This is a genomic window from Variovorax sp. EBFNA2, from assembly GCF_033802765.1.
Lineage (GTDB): Bacteria > Pseudomonadota > Gammaproteobacteria > Burkholderiales > Burkholderiaceae_C > Variovorax > Variovorax paradoxus_H.
Genome location: NZ_CP138496.1, coordinates 1119525 through 1140437 on the forward strand (window position 1 = coordinate 1119525; position 20913 = coordinate 1140437).

Annotated in this window: 18 protein-coding genes; 14 read left to right on the forward strand and 4 right to left on the reverse strand. The window is 66.4% G+C overall.

The features are described 5' to 3' along the window. Positions 1–56 precede the first annotated feature (56 nt). A complete protein-coding gene (locus RZE79_RS04985; RefSeq protein ID WP_319361094.1) occupies positions 57–1340 on the reverse strand; it encodes a porin in 1284 nt (427 codons plus the stop codon). Between the two features lie 273 nt (positions 1341–1613). Between RZE79_RS04985 and RZE79_RS04990 the strand changes: the two genes are divergently transcribed. Then, on the forward strand, positions 1614–2063 hold the full coding sequence (locus RZE79_RS04990) for an OsmC family protein (protein WP_153280511.1): 450 nt from the start codon (positions 1614–1616) through the stop codon (positions 2061–2063). Positions 2064–2089: 26 nt separating this feature from the next. Here the strand turns inward: RZE79_RS04990 and coq7 are convergent, their stop codons facing one another. Continuing rightward, entirely contained in the window at positions 2090–2719 is a 630-nt protein-coding gene (gene coq7, locus RZE79_RS04995; RefSeq protein ID WP_319359272.1) for a 2-polyprenyl-3-methyl-6-methoxy-1,4-benzoquinone monooxygenase, read from the reverse strand. Positions 2720–3000: 281 nt separating this feature from the next. Here coq7 and RZE79_RS05000 point away from each other — a divergent pair, with 281 nt between their 5' ends. The 8 genes from RZE79_RS05000 (at position 3001) to ygiD (ending at position 12456) form a co-directional block, all read left to right on the forward strand. Next, positions 3001–4245, forward strand: a complete 1245-nt coding sequence (locus tag RZE79_RS05000) for a porin (RefSeq protein ID WP_153280509.1) — start codon at positions 3001–3003, stop codon at positions 4243–4245. Between the two features lie 201 nt (positions 4246–4446). Beyond that, positions 4447–5427 (forward strand): ABC transporter permease, encoded by a 981-nt coding sequence (locus tag RZE79_RS05005; RefSeq protein ID WP_056573001.1) that lies wholly within the window; start codon positions 4447–4449, stop codon positions 5425–5427. Positions 5428–5452: 25 nt separating this feature from the next. After that, positions 5453–6703, forward strand: coding sequence for a M20 aminoacylase family protein (locus RZE79_RS05010; protein WP_319361096.1), 1251 nt, complete (start codon positions 5453–5455; stop codon positions 6701–6703). Between the two features lie 34 nt (positions 6704–6737). After that, the gene (locus RZE79_RS05015) at positions 6738–8318 is read left to right on the forward strand and encodes an ABC transporter substrate-binding protein (protein ID WP_319359273.1); all 1581 of its coding nucleotides are present in this window, start codon (positions 6738–6740) and stop codon (positions 8316–8318) included. 74 nt (positions 8319–8392) lie between these two features. Then, positions 8393–9304 (forward strand): ABC transporter permease, encoded by a 912-nt coding sequence (locus RZE79_RS05020; RefSeq protein WP_319359274.1) that lies wholly within the window; start codon positions 8393–8395, stop codon positions 9302–9304. 20 nt (positions 9305–9324) lie between these two features. Beyond that, the gene (locus tag RZE79_RS05025; protein WP_153280506.1) at positions 9325–10395 is read left to right on the forward strand and encodes an ABC transporter ATP-binding protein; all 1071 of its coding nucleotides are present in this window, start codon (positions 9325–9327) and stop codon (positions 10393–10395) included. After that, the gene (locus RZE79_RS05030) at positions 10392–11432 is read left to right on the forward strand and encodes a dipeptide ABC transporter ATP-binding protein (protein WP_319359275.1); all 1041 of its coding nucleotides are present in this window, start codon (positions 10392–10394) and stop codon (positions 11430–11432) included. The genes RZE79_RS05025 and RZE79_RS05030 overlap by 4 nt, the downstream gene beginning before the upstream one ends. A gap of 103 nt (positions 11433–11535) precedes the next feature. Beyond that, positions 11536–12456, forward strand: coding sequence for a 4,5-DOPA dioxygenase extradiol (gene ygiD / locus RZE79_RS05035; RefSeq protein WP_319359276.1), 921 nt, complete (start codon positions 11536–11538; stop codon positions 12454–12456). Positions 12457–12484: 28 nt separating this feature from the next. On the opposite strand, the gene zwf is transcribed toward ygiD, so the two are convergent. Beyond that, a complete protein-coding gene (zwf, locus tag RZE79_RS05040) occupies positions 12485–13957 on the reverse strand; it encodes a glucose-6-phosphate dehydrogenase (protein ID WP_319359277.1) in 1473 nt (490 codons plus the stop codon). Between the two features lie 144 nt (positions 13958–14101). Here zwf and RZE79_RS05045 point away from each other — a divergent pair, with 144 nt between their 5' ends. The 4 genes from RZE79_RS05045 to RZE79_RS05060 are packed head-to-tail and all read left to right on the forward strand — an operon-like array spanning position 14102 to position 19098. Next, on the forward strand, positions 14102–15112 hold the full coding sequence (locus tag RZE79_RS05045) for an ABC transporter substrate-binding protein (protein WP_319359278.1): 1011 nt from the start codon (positions 14102–14104) through the stop codon (positions 15110–15112). After that, positions 15113–17386 carry an iron ABC transporter permease gene (locus RZE79_RS05050; protein ID WP_319359279.1) on the forward strand — a complete coding sequence of 758 codons (2274 nt, stop codon included), beginning with the start codon at positions 15113–15115 and terminating at the stop codon, positions 17384–17386. It begins immediately after the preceding gene. After that, on the forward strand, positions 17383–18423 hold the full coding sequence (locus RZE79_RS05055) for an ABC transporter ATP-binding protein (RefSeq protein WP_319359280.1): 1041 nt from the start codon (positions 17383–17385) through the stop codon (positions 18421–18423). Before RZE79_RS05050 ends, RZE79_RS05055 begins: the two co-directional genes overlap by 4 nt. A gap of 12 nt (positions 18424–18435) precedes the next feature. After that, positions 18436–19098: an HAD family phosphatase gene (locus tag RZE79_RS05060; protein ID WP_153280499.1), complete on the forward strand. Its 663-nt coding sequence runs from the start codon at positions 18436–18438 to the stop codon at positions 19096–19098. On the opposite strand, the gene RZE79_RS05065 is transcribed toward RZE79_RS05060, so the two are convergent. Continuing rightward, positions 19044–19712 (reverse strand): lipocalin family protein, encoded by a 669-nt coding sequence (locus tag RZE79_RS05065; protein WP_153280498.1) that lies wholly within the window; start codon positions 19710–19712, stop codon positions 19044–19046. The two genes, RZE79_RS05060 and RZE79_RS05065, sit on opposite strands and share 55 nt — an antisense overlap. Positions 19713–19955: 243 nt before the next feature. Between RZE79_RS05065 and tal the strand changes: the two genes are divergently transcribed. Further along, positions 19956–20912, forward strand: a complete 957-nt coding sequence (gene tal / locus RZE79_RS05070) for a transaldolase (protein ID WP_153280497.1) — start codon at positions 19956–19958, stop codon at positions 20910–20912. Position 20913: the final 1 nt, after the last annotated feature.

The following is a 20913-nucleotide window of genomic DNA, read 5'->3' on the forward strand; positions in this document are numbered from 1 at the left end:
GAAGGCCTCTTGATTCAAACTGGCAAGGGCCAGCATGAGAATCGAGCCGTAGTCGATCAGAAGGCGTGACGGAGGCCGAAGTCGTAGCCGGTCGAGGTCTTCGGGGTGAAGCCGGCCGTGGACGCGAAAGCCGGGCCGCCAACGGTCAGGGCTGCACCGTTCTTGTTGCTCACGCGGGCAACGGTCGCGTACAGAGCCGTGCGCTTCGACAGGTTGTGCACGTAACCGATTGCCAGCTTGTTCGCCTTAGGGTCAGCAGCGCGGGGCGTGAAGAACGACTCGGGCTGGTTCAGGTCGTACTTGACGGACGAGTACGAAGCGCGGATCAAGCCAGCACCGACGGGCACAGTCACACCCAGCAGGTAGCCAGTCAGATCGGTGTCGGGCGTAGTGTCGGTGAACGGGGCGACTTCGTAGTCGACCTTGTTCTTGACGCGCGACACTTCACCGAACAGCTTCACGGGACCGAAGTCGTACGAAGCGCCCAGGTTCAGCGTGTTGACCTTGGAGGTCGTGCCCGCGTAGAACTGGTCATCCGAGGTGCTGCTGCCATAGGCCAGCGCGACGTCCAGAGGACCGTTGGCGTAGCCGAAGCGGCCACCGATGTAACGGCCGGTGCGACTCTTCGCAGCTGCAACGTCGGTTTTTTCGATCGCACCCGTCTTTGGATTCAGAACGAAGGCTGTGCTGGCCTTCGGCGTGAAATCGCCGCTGTCGTACTTGTTCTGTTCATGGAAGCCGTACTGCACTTGGCCGTAGAAGCCGCCCAGATTCGGTGGCAGGAAGTAGCCGATGGTGTTGCTGGCACGGGCGTAGTTGGGGTTGCCGCCGAAGCCGCCCGAACCACCGGTGGTATTGAAGCCACCGGCCGTCGAGATCAGGTTAGTGCCCACACCGTTGGCGCCGAACGGATCGAACACGGTGTCGTTCCAGAACGACGGGGTGTAGTCACGACCCAGGCGAACTTCACCGAAACCACCCGACAGGCTCACGGTCGAGCGACGAGCGAACGTCGACACGCCGGTTGCGCCGTCGTCATTGGTGATCGGGGCTTCGAGCCAGAAGCTGGCTGCCAGACCGCCACCCAGGTCTTCCGTACCACGGAAGCCCAGACGGCTGGAGTTGTAACCCGAGTTGGCCAAAGTCGTACGGCTGACCTTGACACTGCCCTTGTTCACATAGAAAGGGTTGTAGACCGGGAAGCCAAGCTTGTCGTAGGTGACGCCGTTGTTCTGATCACGCGAGGTGGACGAGTAGCCGCTGATCGACGCGTCGACCACACCAAACAGAGTGACGGACGACTGAGCCGAGGCAACACCGGCAACAGCCAGGGCAGCCAGAGCAGCTGCCCTTTTGAGGGGGAGCGGCTAGAGTGGCGCCGCCATCGGGACGCACAAAGAAAAAAGCCCCGAGTCTTGCGACTCGGGGCTAAATCCACCAATTGGAAGGGTGGAGGAGACAACTGGGTGCACACCATGAAGTGCGCAGCAATGAAATAGAGTATACCCACCCTTTGTTGCGATGCAACAAGCAGGCGATGCTTTTCCCACACACAAGTTGATGTTTGGTGCGCATTTTTCCGCACGAATTCTTCCCAATTGGAACTGAACACCATGGAATGCACAGTAAGTTGGACCGGCGATGCAGGCACCCGATCGGCCATGGGCTTCGTGGCCGAAACCGGTAGCGGCCATGTCCTGATGATGGACGGCGCGCCGGATGCGGCCAAGCCCGAGAACGGCGGGCAGAACCTCGCCGCGCGGCCGATGGAAGCCGTGCTCGCGGGCACCGGGGGTTGCACAGCCTATGACGTGGTGCTCATATTGAAGAGGGGGCGCCATCGCGTCGAGCGCTGCAGCGTCAAGCTGACCAGCGAACGCGCCGAAAAGGACCCCAAGGTCTTCACCAAGATCCACATGCACTTCACGGTGGCGGGCAAGGGAATTCCGGCGACCGCCGTGGAGCGGGCGATCGCGCTGAGCCACGAAACCTATTGCTCGGCCAGCATCATGCTGGCGAAGACGGCCGAAATCACCACCAGCTTCGACCTGATCGAGACCTGAAAACGCCGTGCGGCGCGACCTGGGCCTTAGATGCGGTGCGCGATGGTCGTCATGACCTTCGAGGCGACGCGCATCAGTGCCTTGGCCGGTGCCGGTAGGTCCGCCGCACCTGCGTCAACGGCTTGCGTGGCATGGCGTGCTTCGTCGATCTTCATCTGCTCGACCACGGCCCGGGAGGCGTGATCGGCCGCTGGCAGGCGGTCCAGGTGGCTTTCGAGGTGCGCTTCCACCTGGCGCTCGGTTTCGGCGACGAAGCCGAGACTCAAGGGATCGCCCAGGCGCCCGGCAATCAGGCCGAGACCGAAGGCGCCTGCGTACCAGAGCGGATTCAGGAGCGAGGGGCGGGCCCCCAGATCGTCCAGCCGTTGCCGGGTCCACGCCAAGTGATCTGTTTCCTCGTGGGCGGCTTCCAAGAAATGGGCCCGCAATGCCGGGTCGCGCGTCACAGCGGCTTGGGCGGTGTACAGCGCCTGAGCACACACTTCGCCAACATGGTTCACGCGCATCAGTGCGCCAGCCTCGCGCTGCTCCGATTCGGTCAATTCACCTTGCGGCAGGATCGCGGGTGGAAGCGCCCGGGTGGCATGAGATCGGGCAAAAAGCGTGCGCAAAGCTGCATCGGCAGCAGTCAGGGTCGAGTCGATCAGAGCGGTCATGGGCCTATTTGAACCCACCTGCCTGACGATGCAAGACGGCCACATTTTGTTTCACATCGTGGAAAAACGACCTGCCTAAGTCCTTTGTTGCACGACTGCAACGAAACACGCGGGGCTTCCAAGATTTAGGGCGATTTGTTTTGCCCTGTTGCAGTGGCTCTGGTGCAATAGCATCAACTTCCCAAAAGGAGGTTGGCCCGGGGTCCGGTGGGAGCACAAAGTGCCAGTCACGGTGAGCCCTTCGCACCGGAGCCCTATGTTTAACCTTGGAGAAACTTGCAATGAAAAAATCTCTAGTTGCTCTGGCTGCCCTGGCTGTTGCCGGTGTTGCCTCGGCTCAGTCGTCCGTCACTCTGTTTGGTGTGGTCGACGCGTCGATCAGCGGCTACTCGTCCACCTCGCGTGATCAGAACAACGGCGTGACGTACAACGCTGCTGGCTTCCCGATCTACAACCCGTTCTACCTGAACCAAGGCAGCGTCAAGGTCAGCCGTACGGCTCTGGCTAACTCGGGTTACAACTCCAGCCGTCTGGGCTTCCGTGGTACGGAAGACCTGGGTGGCGGTCTGGCAGCCAGCTTCTGGCTCGAAGCCCCGATCACCAATGACGACGGCGCAACCGGCGTGTCGACGTTCGCTCGTCGCTCGACCGTGAGCCTGTCGGGTGGTTTCGGTGAAGTTCGCCTGGGTCGTGATTACACCCCGACGTTCTGGAACGACACCGTGTTCGATCCGTTCGGCACCAACGGCGTTGGCACCAACCTGATCTCGACGGCCAGCGGTTTCAACACCACCGGCGGTTCGGGTGGCTTCGGTGGCAACCCGAACTACGTTCGCGCCAGCAACACCATCGGCTACTTCCTGCCCCCGAACCTGGGCGGCTTCTACGGCCAAGTGCAGTACGGCTTCCACGAAAAGGACAAGTTCAGCCCTGGTCTGGCTACGCCTAACGTTGCGAACAACTCGCGCACCGGTCGTTACGTCGGTGGCCGCTTCGGCTACGCCAACGGTCCTTTGGACGTCGCGCTGGCTTATGGCAGCAGCACCTCGGGTGACCAGTTCTACGCTGGCGTGACCAACAAGGTCAACACGCTGAACCTGGGCGCTTCGTACGACTTCGGTCCCGTGAAGCTGTTCGGTGAACTGTCGCGCGTCAAGAACAAGGCTGACTACGAAGTCACCCCCCTGGCTGCTACGCCTGACGTCGACCTGACCGGTTACCTGCTGGGCGTGACCGTGCCCGTCGGTGCTGGTCTGATCCGCGCTTCGTACTCGCACGTCAAGTACGACTACAACCGTCCTGAAGTGTTCTTCGGCCCGCGTATCGCTGACCCGAAGGCCAACAAGCTGGCACTCGGCTACGTGCACAACCTGTCGAAGCGCACGGCTCTGTACGCTACCGTTGCTCGCGTGAGCAACAAGAACGGTGCAGCTCTGACCGTTGGCGGCCCGGCTTTCATCAACAACGGTGTCTTCACCCCGAAGAACTCGACCGGCTACGACTTCGGTATCCGTCACGCTTTCTAATTTGATGCTGGCGTAAGCCAGCTTCGAATCGAAAGACCAAAAGCCACCCGGCGCAAGCCGGGTGGCTTTTTTCATTGGTGCGCCGTCATCGCGAGGCCGGGCAGTGTTGGCAAAGAGCACCATCTGTGTGCACCCCCGGGGAACCCCCGTGCGGGCACGCTGCTTGCACTGCTAGCATGCCGCGATCACTATTGTTGTTGAATGACTGCCTTTGTACTGCGCCGCCTGATCCAGGCCGTGATCGTGATGATCGCGGTCGCGTTCATCGCCTTCCTCCTCTTTCAATATGTTGGCGACCCGGTCGTGTTCCTGTTGGGACAAGACGCCAAGCCCGACCAGATCCGTGAAATGCGCGCCGCATTGGGGCTCGACCGACCCTTCTTCGTGCAGTTCTGGCATTTCCTCGTCAACGCCGCACAAGGCGAGTTCGGCCTGAGCCTGCGCCAGGGCGCCAAGGTGTCGCGCCTGATCGGCGAGCGCTTCCCGGCCACGCTCGAACTTGCACTGGTGGCCGCGGCCCTGGCGCTGTTCGTCGGCATCCCGATGGGCGTGTACACCGCGCTGCGCCGCGGCACCTTCATGAGCCAGGTGTTCATGACCGTGTCGCTGCTCGGCGTGTCGCTGCCCACCTTCCTGATCGGCATCCTGCTGATCCTTGTCTTCGCCGTGACGCTGGGCTGGTTCCCGAGCTTCGGGCGCGGCGATACGGTGCAGTTCGGCTGGTGGACCAGCGGGCTCTTCAAGGCCGACGGCTGGCACCACATCATCCTGCCGGCGGTGACGCTGGCAATCTTCCAGCTCACGCTGATCATGCGGCTGGTGCGCGCCGAGATGCTCGAGGTGCTGCGCACCGACTACATCAAGTTCGCGCGCGCACGGGGCCTGTCGAACCGCGCGATCCATTTCGGCCACGCGCTCAAGAACACGCTGGTGCCAGTCATGACCATCACGGGTCTGCAACTCGGCGGCCTGATCGCCTTTGCCATCATCACGGAGTCGGTGTTCCAGTGGCCCGGCATGGGGCTGCTCTTCATCCAGGCCGTGACCTTCGCGGACATCCCCGTGATGGCCGCCTACCTGTGCCTGATTGCGCTGATCTTCGTGGTGATCAACCTCGTGGTCGACCTGTTGTACTTCGTGGTCGACCCGCGGCTGCGCGTGGGCAAGGCGGGAGGCCATTGAGGTGAGTGCCGCAACAGCAGCGGCAATGCCGCGCCTGCAGGCCTCCGGCCGGGCCTTCGCGCACATCGCCAGTTTCTACCCCGAAATCACGGCCTTTCGCCGCGACCTGCATGCCCACCCCGAGCTCGGCTTCGAGGAGGTCTACACCGCCGGTCGCGTGCGCGAAGCGCTGCGCGCATGCGGTGTGGACGAGATCCACGACGGCATCGGCAAGACCGGCGTGGTCGGCGTCATCCGCGGCAAGTCGACGGCCAGCGGTCGCATGATCGGCCTGCGTGCCGACATGGACGCGCTGCCCATGCGCGAGGACAACGACTTCGGCTGGCGCTCCGCCAACGACGGCCTGATGCACGGCTGCGGCCACGACGGCCACACCGCCATGCTCGTCGGCGCCGCGCGCTACCTGGCCGAGACGCGCGACTTCGACGGCACCGCGGTGCTGATCTTCCAGCCCGGCGAAGAAGGCTTTGCCGGCGCGCGCGTGATGATCGAAGACGGCCTGTTCGACCGCTTTCCGGTGAACGCCGTCTATGCGATGCACAACTGGCCCGCGATGCCGGCCGGCACCGTGGGCATCAACCGCGGCGCGATGATGGCCGCGGCCGATCGCGTGACGATCGAGGTCAAGGGCAAGGGTGGCCATGGTGCTCATGCGTACCAGACCATCGATCCCGTCGTGGTGGCCGCGCACATCATCACCGCGGCGCAGACCATCGTGTCGCGCAGCGTGCGCCCCATCGACGCGGCTGTCGTCAGCATCTGCGCCGTGCAGGCCGGCGACCTCGGCGCCATGAGCGTGATCCCGGGCGAGGCCACGCTGGTTGGTACCGTGCGCACCTTCAGCGCGCGCGTGCAGGCGCAGGTCGAGCAGCGACTGAGCGAGCTGTGCACGGCCATTGCCGCCGGCTTTGGCGCGACCGCGACTATCAGGTACGAACGCATCTACCCGGCCACGATCAACACCGCGCCCGAAGCGATGTTCGCGGCCGACGTGGCCGAGTCGCTGGTCGGCGCGAAGAACGTCGACCGCAACCTGGAGCCCAGCATGGGCGCCGAAGATTTCTCTTTCATGCTGCAGAAGAAGGCCGGTGCCTACCTGCGCATCGGCCAGGACGCCCGCAGCGGCGCCTTCCTGCACAACAGCCGCTACGACTTCAACGACGAGATCCTGCCGCTCGGCGCCGCATTGCATGCGGGGCTGATCGAGCGGGGCATGCCGCTTGCCGCCACCCGCGGTACGCAGCCAGAGCAAGCAGCCGCCACCGCGGCTTCTTGATGTGTTTTTTGATCCCAACCCGAGGAGTGTTCCCATGAGTTTCAAGAAGAAGGCGGCCGCGGTCGCTGTCCTGTGCGCTCTGAGCGCCGTCAGCATGGTCGCCAGCGCGCAGACCATCCGCATCGCGAACCAGGGCGACGCCCTGTCGCTCGACCCGCACTCGCTCAACGAGTCGCTGCAACTGAGCGTCACCGCCAACGTCTATGAAACTCTCGTGGGCCGCAACAAGGACCTGAGCTTGGCACCGCTGCTGGCCACGAGCTGGAAGCAGACCTCGCCGAACGTGTGGCGCTTCGAGCTGCGCAAGGGCGTCGTGTTCCACGACGGCACGCCGTTCAGCGCCGACGACGTGGTGTTCAGCTTCGCGCGTGCGCAGGGCGACGGCTCCGACATGAAAGCCACGCTCAGCGAGATCAAGGCCGTGCGCAAGGTCGGCGACCTCGCCGTCGAAATCGAAACCAACGGCCCGTTCCCGATCCTGCCCGACGTGATCTCGCTCACCATGATCATGAGCAAGAAGTGGTGCGAGGAAAACCAGGCCACCAAGCCCGTCGACCGCCGCAAGGGCATCGAGAACACCGCCTCGTTCAAGGCCAACGGCACCGGCCCGTTCCGCGTGCGCGAACGCCAGCCCAACGTGCGCACCGTGTTCACGCGCAACGGCACCTACTGGGGCAAGATCGACGGCAACGCGCAGGAGATCGTGTTCACGCCCATCGCCAACCCCGCGACCCGCGTGGCCGCGCTGGTCTCCAGCGAAGTCGACGTGATGGAGCCCGTGCCCGTGCAGGACATCGCGCGCATCAACGCCGCGCCCAACGCCCGCGTCATCACCGGCCCCGAGATGCGCACCATCTTCCTGGGCATGGACCAGAAGCGCGACGAGCTGCAGTACTCGAACGTGAAGGGCAAGAACCCGTTCAAGGACAAGCGCGTGCGACAGGCCTTCTACCAGGCCATCGACATCGCCGGCATCCAGCGCACCGTGATGCGCGGCGCCTCCAAGCCCACCGCGCTGCTCGTCGGCCCGGGCATCAACGGCTGGACCGCCGACCAGGACAAGCGCTTGCCCTTCGACGTCGATGCCGCCAAGAAGCTGCTGACCGAAGCCGGCTACCCGAACGGCTTTGAAGTCTCGATGAACTGCCCGAACGACCGCTACGTCAACGACGGCCAGATCTGCCAGAGCGTGGCTGCCAACCTCGCGAAGATCGGCGTGAAGATCAACCTCGTGGCCGAGACCAAGGGCACCTACTTCCCGAAGATCCTGCGCCGCGACACCAGCTTCTACATGCTGGGCTGGACCCCGACCACGTACGACTCGCACAACGCACTGAGCTCGCTCACCTCGTGCCCCGACGACAAGGGCACGGGCCAGTTCAACCTCGGCGCCTACTGCAACCCCAAGCTGGACGAGCTGACCAAGAAGATCCAGTCCGAGTCGGACAAGGGCAAGCGCAACGAGATGATCAAGGAAGCCTTCAAGGTCCATTCCGACGACATCGGCCACCTGCCGCTGCATCAGCAGTCGCTGGCCTGGGGCGTGAGCAAGAAGGTCGAGCTGGTGCAACTGGCCGACAACTTCATGTACTTCAAGTGGATGAGCATCAAGTAAGTCGACCCTGGGCCGCTGCCTGAGCGGCCCGACCATGGGCCCGCTTCCTGCGGGCCCATTCTTTTTTGCCCACGATGAAAAAAACCCTTGCTCGCTGGCTCGACAGCGATGTCGGCTACAGCTTCCGAACCTCGCCGGTGGCGATCGCCGCCGCCGTCATTGCGCTGGTGTGCGTCTTCTGTTCGGTGTTCGCCGGATGGGTGTCGCCGCACAATCCTTTTGACCTCGCCACCCTCGAACTCGGCGATGCCCGCCTGCCGCCGGCCTGGAACGCCGAAGGCTCGTCCAAATACCTGCTCGGCACCGACGACCAGGGCCGCGACATTCTGTCGGCCGTGATCTACGGCGCGCGCATCTCGCTGATCGTCGGCGTGGTGTCGGTGGTGCTGTCCGTCGTCGTCGGCGTGGTGCTCGGCCTGCTGGCCGGTTTCTTCGGCGGCTGGCTCGACTCCTTCCTCATGCGCGTGTGCGACGTGATGCTGTCGTTCCCGCCCATCCTCGTCGCGCTGCTCATCGCCGGCGTCGGCCGTGCGCTCTTTCCGAGTGCGCACGAATCTCTGGCCTTCGGCGTGCTGATCATCTCGATCTCGCTCACCGGCTGGGTGCAGTACGCGCGCACCGTGCGCGGCTCCACGCTCGTGGAGCGCAACAAGGAATACGTGCAGGCCGCGCGCGTCACCGGCGTGGCGCCGCTGCGCATCATGCTGCGCCACGTGCTGCCCAACGTGATGGGGCCGGTGATGGTGCTGGCCACCATCCAGGTCGCGACCGCGATCATCACCGAGGCCACGCTGTCCTTCCTGGGCGTCGGCGTGCCGCCGACGTCGCCCTCGCTGGGCACGCTCATCAGCATCGGCAACCAGTACCTGTTCTCGGGCGAATGGTGGATCACGGTGTTCCCGGGCCTGATGCTGGTGCTCATTGCACTCAGCGTGAACCTGCTCGGCGACTGGCTGCGCGACGCGCTCAATCCGCGCTTGCGCTGAACAGAAAAGGACAACGCCCCATGACGCTGCTCCAGGTCAAAGACCTCGTCGTCGAATTTCCGCACCGCCGCGGCACGCTGCGTGCGATCGACCGTATTTCCTTCGACATCGCGCCCGGAGAAATCCTCGGCGTGGTGGGCGAGTCGGGCGCGGGCAAGTCGCTCACGGGCGCGGCCATCATCGGCCTGCTCGAACCGCCGGGCCGCGTGGCCAGCGGCGAGATCCTGCTCGAAGGCCAGCGCATCGACAACCTCGGTTTCGATGCGATGCGCCCCATTCGCGGCCGCAAGATCGGCGCGATCTTTCAAGACCCGCTGACCTCGCTGAACCCGCTGTACACGGTGGGCCGCCAGCTCATCGAGACCATCCGCACGCACCTGCCGGTGACTGAATCGGAAGCGCGCAAGCGTGCCATCGGCCTGCTGCAGGACACCGGCATTCCCGCCGCCGAACAACGCATCGACCACTTCCCGCACCAGTTCTCGGGCGGCATGCGCCAGCGCGTGGTGATTGCCCTGGCGCTCGCGGCCGAGCCCAAGCTCATCGTGGCCGACGAGCCGACCACCGCGCTCGACGTGTCGATCCAGGCGCAGATCATCCAGCTGCTCAAGCAGGTCTGCAAAGACCGTGGCGCGGCCGTGATGCTCATCACGCACGACATGGGCGTGATCGCCGAGACCTGCGACCGCGTGGCCGTGATGTACGCGGGCCGCATCGCCGAGATCGGCCCGGTGCACGAGGTGATCCACCAGCCTGCGCACCCCTACACCTCGGGCCTGATGGCGTCGATTCCCGACATGACGATCGATCGCGAACGGCTCAACCAGATCGACGGCGCCATGCCGCGGCTCAATGCCATCCCCACTGGCTGTGCCTACAACCCGCGCTGCCCGCGCACCTTTGCGCGCTGCCTGACCGAACGGCCCGAGCTGATGCATGCGGGCGCCACGCGCGCCGCCTGCTGGCTGCACGACGCCGCCGACCCGCATGCGGGACAGGCCGAGATCGCCGCGCAGCACCACGACGCCCTGGCGTCCGGCGAGCGCGCTACGCCCGAAGCGGCCGAACCCCTCGCGGAGGTGACCCGATGAGCGCCGTGACCGAACCCCGCAAGGACGCTGCGGCCACAAAGACCGGCGAGCCGCTCGTGGTCGCGCACGACCTCGCGCGCACCTTCGACGTCTCGCCGCCCTGGCTCAACCGCGTGCTCGAACGCAAGCCGCGCGTGCTGCTGCATGCGGTGGACGGCGTGAGCTTTTCCATCGAGCGCGGCAAGACGCTCGCGCTGGTCGGCGAATCGGGCTGCGGCAAGAGCACGGTCGCGCGCCTGCTGGTCGGCCTGTATGCGCCGACACGCGGCGGCCTGCAGTTCGACGGGCAGGACGCGCACGCCGCGTTCAAGACGCCCGAGGGCCGCACCCTGCGCCGCCGCATCCAGATGATCTTCCAGGACCCCTACGCGAGCCTCAACCCGCGCTGGATCGTCGAAGACATCATCGGCGAGCCGCTGCGCGAGCACGGCATCCTCAGCGACAAGGACGCGCTGCGCCAGCGCGTGGGCGAGCTGCTGCAATCGGTGGGCCTCTCGCCGCTGGACATGAGCAAGTACCCGCACCAGTTCTCGGGCGGCCAGCGCCAGCGCATTTCTATTGCGCGCGCGCTCGCCACGCAGCCCGAGTTCCTGGTGTGCGACGAGCCCACCTCGGCGCTCGACGTGAGCGTGCAGGCGCAGGTGCTCAACATCATGAAAGACCTGCAGCGCGAGCAGGGCCTGACGTACCTCTTCATCTCGCACAACCTTGCCGTGGTGCGTCACGTGGCCGACCAGGTCGGCGTGATGTACCTGGGCCGGCTGGTCGAGGTGGCGGACAAGCAGAAGCTCTTCGCCGAGCCGCAGCACCCGTACACGCGCATGCTGCTCGACGCGATCCCGCAGATGAAGCACACCGGCCGTGCGCGCACGCCGGTGCAAGGCGAGGTGCCGAACCCGTTGAACCCGCCGACCGGCTGCGCCTTTCATCCGCGCTGCCCGCATGCCAATGCGCGCTGCTCGTCGGAGCGGCCGTCGCTGATGAGTCTCAAGGGCGTGCAGGTGGCCTGCCACGCTGTGGAGGAAGGGCGGATCTGAAGGTACGTCACCGAAGCGGAAGGAGATCGGCCGAAGTGTGCGTAAAGGCACTGCGGCGCCGCGAGAGTTGAGGCAGAGTCCGGCGCTTGTCCCGAACGAAACCATGACACCTCCGACGATCCCTTCCTCTTGGGCGACCCGCCTGCTCGGCCGCCGCGGCTTTCTCATGGGCTCGGCGCTGGGTGCGACGGCCGCGCTGGCGTCGATGACCGAGATCGCGCGCGCGGCCGGCGCTCAACCCGCGCGCCGCATGCCCGTCATCTTCATCGGCCACGGCTCGCCGATGAATGCGCTGGCGGACAACGCGTTCACGCGCCGCCTCGCCGCCTGGGGCCGCGAGTTGCCGCGTCCCACGGCGATCCTCAGCGTGTCGGCGCACTGGCTCAGCCAGGGCGCAACCGGCGTCACGGTGCAGACGCGGCCCAAGACGATCCACGATTTCGGCGGTTTTCCGCAGGCGCTGTTCGACATCGAATACCCCGCGTCGGGTCATCCCGCGCTCGCGCGCGAGGCGGTCGGCGCGGTCAAGCAGACGCCGGTCATCGCCACCGAGCAGTGGGGGCTGGACCACGGCACCTGGAGCGTGCTGAAGCACCTGTACCCGAAGGCCGACGTGCCGGTCTTCCAGCTCAGCATCGACTACGACAAGCCGGCGGCGTTCCACCATGCGGTGGGGCGTGACCTGGCGGCCTTGCGTGACCAAGGTGTGCTCGTGATGGGCAGCGGCAACGTCGTGCACAACCTGCGCGTGACCGACCGCGGCACGCCCGATGGCCCGAAGGCCAGCCGCCCGTGGGCGCAGTCTTTCGACGATGCGGTGAAAGCCGCGCTGGCCGGCCGGGACGACCGCGCGCTCATCGACTACCAGAAGCTCGAAGGGGCGTCGACCGCCGTGGCCACGCCGGACCACTACTTTCCCTTCCTGTATGCCCTGGGCGCTGCGGCGCCGGGCGAGCGTGCGAAGACCGTCTACGAAGGCTTCCAGTCGGGCACGCTCGGCATGCGCTGCCTTCAGTTCGGCTGAAGGAAGGCCGCGCAGCCTTGCTGCTGCGTTACTGCTCTTCGCCCCAGGCGAAGCCGTCGCGCGCGATCATGGCGCTCGACGCGCTGGGGCCCCAGGTGCCGGCCGCATAGGGGCGCGGGCCGCCGTCGGATTCCCAACTGTCGATGAGCGGTTCGACCCAGCGCCAGGCTTCTTCCTGTTCGTCGCTGCGCACGAACAGGTTGAGGCGGCCGTCGATCACGTCGAGCAGCAGGCGTTCGTAGGCGCCCACGCGCTCGGCGCCGAAGCGCTTGTCGAAGTCGAGGTCGAGCTGCACCGGCGCCAGTTGCGCGGCGCTGGCGTGGCCGTTGCCGCCGCGCTGGCGGTTGTCCTGGGCCTGCGCGAGCATGTGCAGCTCCAGGCCGTCCTTCGGCTGCAGGTTGATCACCAGCTTGTTCACGTTGCCCGTGGGCGCGCGGTAGATCGCGTGCGGCGTCGGGCGGAAGTTGACTTCGATGCGCGCGTCGCGCGAGGCCAGCCGCTTGCCGGTGCGGATGTAGAAGGGCACGCCGGCCCAGCGCCAGTTGGCGATTTCGGTGCGCAGCGCCACGAAGGTTTCGGTGCGGCTGTCGGGGTTCACGCCCGGCTCGTCGCGGTAGCCCTGTACCCGCTCGCCGTAGGCCGTGCCGGCCGTGTACTGGCCGCGCACCGCGTGCAGGCCCAGGCTCTCTGGCGTCCAGGGCTTGAGGGCGCGCAGCACCTTGAGCTTTTCGTCGCGGATGGCGTCGGCGTGCGCGTTGATCGGCGGCTCCATGGCCACGGCGCACAGCAGCTGCAGCGCGTGGTTCTGCACCATGTCGCGCAGCGCGCCGGTCTGGTCATAGAAGGCGCCGCGCTTTTCCACGCCGAGGTCTTCGGCCATGGTGATCTGGATGTTGGCGATGTGCTCGCGGCGCCAGATGGGCTCGAACAGCGCGTTGCCGAAGCGCATCGCGAACAGGTTCTGCACCGAGGGCTTGCCCAGGTAGTGGTCGATGCGGAAGACCTGCTTTTCCTCGAGCACCTTGCCCACCGCGGCGTTGATCGCGCGGTTGGAGGCCAGGTCGTGGCCCAGCGGTTTTTCGAGCACGACGCGGGTGCGCGGGCCGTTGAGCCCGGCGGCGGCGATCTGCTCGACCACCTGCGTGAAGAGCGCGGGCGCCGTCGCCACGTACATCACGACCGTTTTTGCGTCGCGCTGCTGGAGCAGCTCGGCCAGGCTGGCGTAGTCGGCGGGCTTGGACAGGTCCATGCGCAGGTAGTGCAGCATGGACGCGAACTTCTTGAACTCTTCAGGAGAAGGGCGCTTGGCGCCTTCGACGGCGCTGAAGCGCGACTGGATCAGTTCGCGGTACTGGTCGTCCGACAGGTCGTCGCGTGCCACGCCGACGATGCGTCCGTCCTGCGGCAGGCTGCCGTGCCTGAAGGCCTGGAACAAAGCGGGCATCAGTTTGCGCCACGCAAGGTCGCCAGTACCGCCGAACAGAACGAGATCGAAGCTCATGAGAAAACTTTCCTTTTGTCTGGATGCCGAGCAGGCAATGTGCCAGTCGCGATGGTACTTGTACCGATTCGGCACACCTGTACTAAAGCTACGCTGCCCCAAGGCCGCAAGGCCTTTTTTTATGTCCGAGGCAGGGAAATACCAATGAAGAAGCTTTTCACGGCAGCCGCGCTGCTGGGTCTGTCGGCCGCAGCGTCGGCGCAAACCGTCAACGTCATCTGCTCGGTGCAGGCCGAGTGGTGCAACGTGATCTCCACCGTCTACGCCCGCACCACGGGCGTGCGCATCAACATGGCGCTCAAGGGCTCGGGCGAGGCGCTGGCCCAGCTCATCGCCGAGAAGGACAACCCCAAGACCGACGTCTGGTTCGGCGGCACGGGCGATCCGCACCTGCAGGCGGCCGAGCAGGGGCTCACGCTCGAGTACAAGTCGCCCACGCTGCCGCAGCTGCACCCCTGGGCGCAGCAGCAGGCCAAGCAGTCGGGCTACAAGACCGTGGGCATCTACTCGGGCCCGCTGGGCTTCGGCTACAACCCCGAGCTGCTGGCCAAGAAGAAGCTGCCCGTGCCCAAGACCTGGGCCGACCTGCTCAAGCCCGAGTACAAGGGAGACATCCAGGTGGCCAACCCGGCATCGAGCGGCACGGCCTACACCATGATCGCCACGCTGGTGCAGCTCATGGGCGAGGACAAGGCCTTCGACTACCTCAAGGCGCTGCACAAGAACGTCGGCCAGTACACCCGCTCGGGCACCGGCCCGATCAAGGCGGTGGCGCGTGGCGAAACGGCCGTGTCGATCAGCTTCGTGCACGACGGCCCGGGCGAGAAGATGCAGGGCTTCCCGGTCGAGACCATCACGCCGAGCGACGGCACCGGCGCCGAGATCGGCTCCATGAGCATCATCAAGGGCGCGCGTAACCTCGACGCCGCCAGGAAGTTCTACGAATGGGCGCTCACGCCCGCCGCGCAGGAACTCGGCGCCGCCAACAAGCAGTTCCAGCTGCCGAGCAACGCGACCGCCAAGCTCGACCCGCGCATTCCTGACTTCAAGAAGATCAAGTTCATCAACTACGACTACGCCAAGTACGGCGCCAGCGCCGAGCGCCGCCGCCTGATTGCGCGCTGGGAAAAAGACGTCAATTCGCTGCCGCGCTAAGTGGAAGCGCGTTCCAACGAAGGCGCGCCGGTCAACCCGGCGTCTCTCGCCGCCGCCCGGCGCGCACGGCGCTGGATCTGGGCCTGGGTCGCACTGGGCCTTGCGGCCTACCTCGTGCTGCCCTGGTATGCGATCCAGGACGCGACCTGGTACGAAGCCGTTCCGCAGGTGTTCGGCAGTGCAGAGGGCGCCAATGGGCTGATGCAAGCGGCGACGCAGGGCCGCAGTTGGCTCTTCATCGGGCTGGCCGGGCTGGTGCTGTGCGCCGTCGGTGCGGCCTTGCCGGCCGGCAAGGCGCAGGGGCGCTGGCTGCTGGCGGGCGGCGCGATCGGCGCCATCGGCCTGGCCGTGGCGGGCTTCACCATCGGCGCGCGCGGCTGGAGCGTCGCGGCGCTCAACACGCAGTTCGGCGAGCTGGCCGTCAACCAGTTCGGCATCGGCGCGGGCGGCTTCGTGGCGCTCACGGCGCTGGTGCTGCTGGCGGCTTTCGGCATCGCGCGGCTCGGCCTGTTCAAGGGTGACCTCTTCGTCTCTGCCGCGGTCGTCGGCTGCGGCGTGCTGATGGCGCTGTTCATCGCCTACCCGGTGAGCAAGGCGCTGTCGGGCGCGTTCTTCAACGAGGACGGGCAATGGTCGATCACGGCCTTCGTCGCACGCGTGTTCACCGAGCGCATCTGGGGCATGGGATGCCTCGCGGGCGGCGTGCGCTGCGGCGTCGCGTGGAACACGCTGGTGCTGGCGCTGCTGACCGCGGCCGGCACCACCTTCCTGGGCACGCTGATGGCGCTGATGGCCGAGCGCGGCAACCGGCGCGGGCAGGGCGCGCTGCGGGTGCTGGCGCTGTTGCCGATCATCACGCCGCCGTTCGTCGTCGGCCTCGGCCTGATCCTGTTGTTCGGTCGCGCGGGCATCGTCAACCAGGTGCTCGAAAGCGTGTTCGGCATCGAGCCCACACGGTGGTTCTACGGCATGCCGGGCGTGCTGGTGGCGCAGCTGTTCGCCTTCACGCCCATCGCCTTCATGATCATGCGCGGCGTGGTGCAGGGGATCGCGCCCAGCCTCGAAGAAGCCGCGCAGATGCTGCGCGCCGACCGGCGCCGCGCCTTCTTCACCGTCACGCTGCCGCTGCTCAAGCCCGGGCTGGCCAACGCCTTCCTGGTCGGCTTCATCGAGAGCATGGCCGACTTCGGCAACCCGGTGGTGGTGGGTGGCCAGTTCTCGGTGCTGTCGACCGACATCTTCTTTGCCATCGTCGGCGCGCAGTACGACCAGGGCCGCGCAGCCTCGCTGGCCTGGGTGCTCACGCTGTTCGCGCTCGGCGTGTTCGCGCTGCAGCGCGGGGTGCTCGGCAAGCAGAACTACACGACCGTGAGCGGCAAGGGCGACGCCGGCATCGCGATGGCGCTGCCCGACGGCGTGCGCCGCACCATCCAGTGCATCGCGCTGCCGTGGATCGCGTTCACGGCCGTGGTCTACCTGTTCGCCTTCGCGGGCGGTTTCGTGCAGACCTGGGGCCGCGACTACAGCTTCACGCTCAACCACTTCAAGAGCGCCTTTGCGCTGGAGTGGGGCCAGTTCGGGCTGGTGTGGGCCGGCACCGCGTGGAACTCGCTGATCACCACGCTGAAGCTGGCGGGCATCTCGGCGCCGATCACCGCCGCGCTCGGTTTGCTCATTGCGTGGCTGCTGGCACGCAACGAATTCAAGGGTCAGGGCATCTTCGAGTTCGGCGCGCTGCTGGCCTTTGCGATTCCGGGCACGGTGCTCGGCGTGAGCTACATCCTGGCCTTCAACGTGCCGCCGCTGGAGCTCACGGGCACGGGGCTCATCATCGTGCTGTGCTTCATGTTCCGCAATTTGCCGGTGGGTGTTCGGGCCGGCACGGCGGCCTTCAAGCAGCTCGACCGCTCGCTCGACGAAGCCTCGCTGATGCTGCGCGCCTCGACCTCGCAGACCTTGTTCAAGGTGGTGCTGCCGCTGCTCAAGCCGGCGCTGGTGGCCGCGCTGGTCTACAGCTTCGTGCGCGCCATGACGACGGTGAGCGCGGTGATCTTCCTGGTCACGGCCGAGAACGAGCTCGCCACCACCTACATCATCGGCCGCGTCGGCAATGGCGACTACGGCATCGCGCTCGCGTACTGCACGGTGCTCATGATCCTGATGTCGCTGGCGATCGCGCTGGTGCAGTTCGTGGTCGGGGAGCGCAAGCTGGGGCGGCGCGGCACTGCGCCGCCGCATCAGGGACATCACAAAATGGAAAGCCTCTCCGTATGAACGGCATCGAATTCCGCAACGTCGCCAAGCGCTACGGCGCCGACAAGAACGGCCCGATGGCCGTCAAGGGCATCAGCTTCGAGGTGCCGGTGGGCACGCTCACCACCATCCTCGGCCCCTCGGGCTGCGGCAAGACGACCACGCTGCGCATGATCGCGGGGCTCGAATCACCCACCTCGGGCTCGATCTTCATGGGCGGGCGCGACGTCACCACGCTCGGCCCGGGCGAGCGCAACGTGAGCATGATGTTCCAGAGCTACGCGCTGTTCCCGCACATGAACGTGATCGAGAACGTGGGCTACGGCCTGCGCATGAGCGGCGTGAGGAAGGACGAGGCCACGGTGCGGGCGCGCGAGGCGCTCAGGGGCGTTGGCCTCGTCGGTTTCGACGAGCGCCTGCCCAGCGAGCTCTCGGGCGGCCAGCAGCAGCGCGTGGCGCTGGCGCGCGCGCTGGTGCTCGAGCCCGCGGTGCTGCTGTTCGACGAGCCGCTGTCCAACCTCGACGCCCGCCTGCGGCGCGAGATGCGCGAGGAAATCCGCTCGCTGCAGCAGCGCCTGAAGCTCACCGTGGCCTACGTGACGCACGACCAGAGCGAGGCGCTGGCCGTGAGCGACCAGATCATCGTGATGGACCATGGCGTGATCGCCCAGCGCGGCACGCCCGAGCAGCTCTACGGCCGTCCCGAGAGCGAGTTCGTCGCCGGCTTCATGGGCGAGGCGATGGTGTTTCCGGCTGTGGCGCAGGCCGACGGCAGCGTCACGCTCGGCCCGCTGCGGCTGCAGCCGCGCTACGCGGTGGCGCCCGGCACGGTGAAGGTGGCGGTGCGGCCCGAGGCCTGGGACATCGGCGCGCTCGACGGCCTGCCCGCCACGCTGCGCAAGGCGGCCTACCTCGGCAGCTACTACGAATACGGCTTCGACACGCCGCTGGGGCCGGTCTTCGTGGTCTCGACCGACCTGTCGCGCCCGCTGGCGGCCGGTACGCAGACCACCCTGTCGCTCGGAGCCCATGGCGTGAGCGTGGTGCCCGGCGCATGAAACAATGGCGCCATGAACGTGGTTTTCGATCTTGGCGCCGTGCTGTTCGCCTGGGAGCCGACACGGCTCGTCCAGGCCCATCTTGCCCCTCACGCTCCCACTGAAGCCGCTGCCGCGGCCTTGGGCCGGGCTCTTTTCCATCACGACGACTGGACCGGTTTCGACTGCGGCACCCGCACGCTGGACGATGCGATCGCCCGCATGTCGGCCCGCTTGGCGCTGCCGGCCGCGTCGCTGCACGCCATGCTCGACGGGCTGGGCGAGCGGCTGGAGCCGATCGACGTCACGCTGGAGATGCTCGAGCAGCTCATCGCCCACCGCGACGCCGGCCAGCCGCTGCGGCTGTACTACCTGTCGAACATGCCCGCGCCGTTTGCCCGCGCCCTCGAGCGCCGGCATGCGTTCATGCGGCGTTTCGACGGCGGCGTGTTCTCGGGCGACGTGAAGTTTCTCAAGCCCGAGCGCGAGATCTACGAGGTGCTGGCCATGCGCCACGGCCTCGATCCCGAGCAGACCGTGTTCATCGACGACTCGGCCGCCAATGTCGAGATGGCCCGCGCCTTCGGCTGGCACGCCATCCATTGCACCGCGCCGGCCATGCTGCCGTCGCAGCTGCAGCGCTACCTGCCGGTGAGCACCACCTTGTCGGTGTCGAAGCCCAGGCTGCGGGCGTAGTCCAGCTCGGCCTGCAGCGCATCGTCTTCGAGGCGCGGCGCGCGCGAGAGCACCCAAAGGTACTCACGGTCGGGCGTGCCGACCAGCGCCACCTGGTAGTCGCGGTCGAGCTTCAATATCCAGTAGTCGCCCCACACCATCGGCAGCCAGCTCAGCCACGCAGGGGCAAAGCGCACCTGCAGCCGTCCCGCGCCGGGTTGGCCGGCCACGGGCACCACGCGCGCACTGCCGATGGCCTCGTCGAAGTTGCCGTCGGCGCGCACGCAGCGGTTGCGCACCTGCACGGTGCCGTCGGGCTGCGGCGTGTATTCGGCGCTCACCGGGCCGGCGCACTGTTTCTGGAATCGGTTGGGCAGGCGTGCCTGTTCGTGCCAGAGGCCGGCATAGCGGTGCAGGTCCACCGGCGCCACCACCTGCAGCGGCGCGCGCATCAGCGGGGCACCGTCGGCGGGGCCGGCCGGCTGCGCATGGGCCGTGCGTGCGGCGCCCAGCGCGTACCAGGTGGCTACCCCTCCCACGACGAAGGCCGTGGCCATGACGCCGATGGCCTTGCTGGTGCGGCGGTCGTCGAAGGGGCGGCCGGCGGGCGCGGGGCGTGGATGGCGAGAGGTCATGGGGGCTCCTGAGGGGAAAGTCGTCCGGCAGAGTTGCCGCATCCGCTTCAGGGTAGCCGCCGGACAGGGGCCGTCGCCGTCAGCCACGGACCACAGCCCCTGTAGGGCAGCGCGGCTGACAACCCTTCTCGCCGCAGGCTGATGGAGCTTCGCGAAAACCCGTGCTACGGTTCGCATGAAAACATCGACCGCCGCGCAACTGCGTGCAGGACTTGTCACACCCCTCCCCGGATAATTGATTTCATGAACCAACTCGATGCCCTCCGCCAGTGGACCACCGTCGTTGCCGACACCGGCGACTTCAAGCAGCTCAGCATTTCCAAGCCGCAGGACGCGACCACCAACCCGTCGCTGATCCTCAAGGCCGTGCAGAAGGCCGAATACCGGCCGCTGCTCGACGAGACCGTGAAAGCGCACACCGGCAAGCCGCTCGACGAAGTCATCGACCGCCTGCTGGTGCGCTTCGGCACCGAAATCCTCTCCATCATCCCGGGCCGCGTCTCGACCGAAGTCGACGCCCGCCTCTCGTTCGACACCGTGGCCACCGTGGCCCGCGGCGAGCGCATCGTGGCGCTGTACAAGGCCGAAGGCATCGACACCGAGAAGCGCCTGCTGATCAAGGTTGCCTCTACCTGGGAGGGCATCGAGGCCGCGCGCTTGCTCGAGCAGAAGGGCATCCGCACCAACCTCACGCTGCTGTTCTCGTTCGCGCAGGCCGTGGCCTGCGGCGCGGCCGGCGTGCAGCTCATCTCGCCCTTCGTGGGCCGCATCTACGACTGGTACAAGAAGTCGGCCGGTGCCAAGTGGGACGAAGCCGCCAACGCCGGCGCGAACGACCCGGGCGTGCAGTCGGTGCGCGAAATCTTCAACTACTACAAGCAGCAAGGCATCAAGACCGAGGTCATGGGCGCGAGCTTCCGCAATGTCGGCCAGATCCAGGCGCTGGCGGGTTGCGACCTGCTGACCATCAGCCCCGAGCTGCTGGCCGAGCTGGCCGCGAGCAACGAGCCGCTCGCGCACGCGCTCGATGCCAAGGCTGCCGCGAGCGGCACCGCCGAGAAGCTGAGCTACGACGAGGCCGGCTTCCGCTTCGCGCTCAACGAAGATGCGATGGCCACCGAGAAGCTCGCCGAGGGCATCCGCGCCTTCGCGGCCGACGCCGTGAAGCTCGAAAAGCTCATGCAGGAAAGCGGCAAGTAAA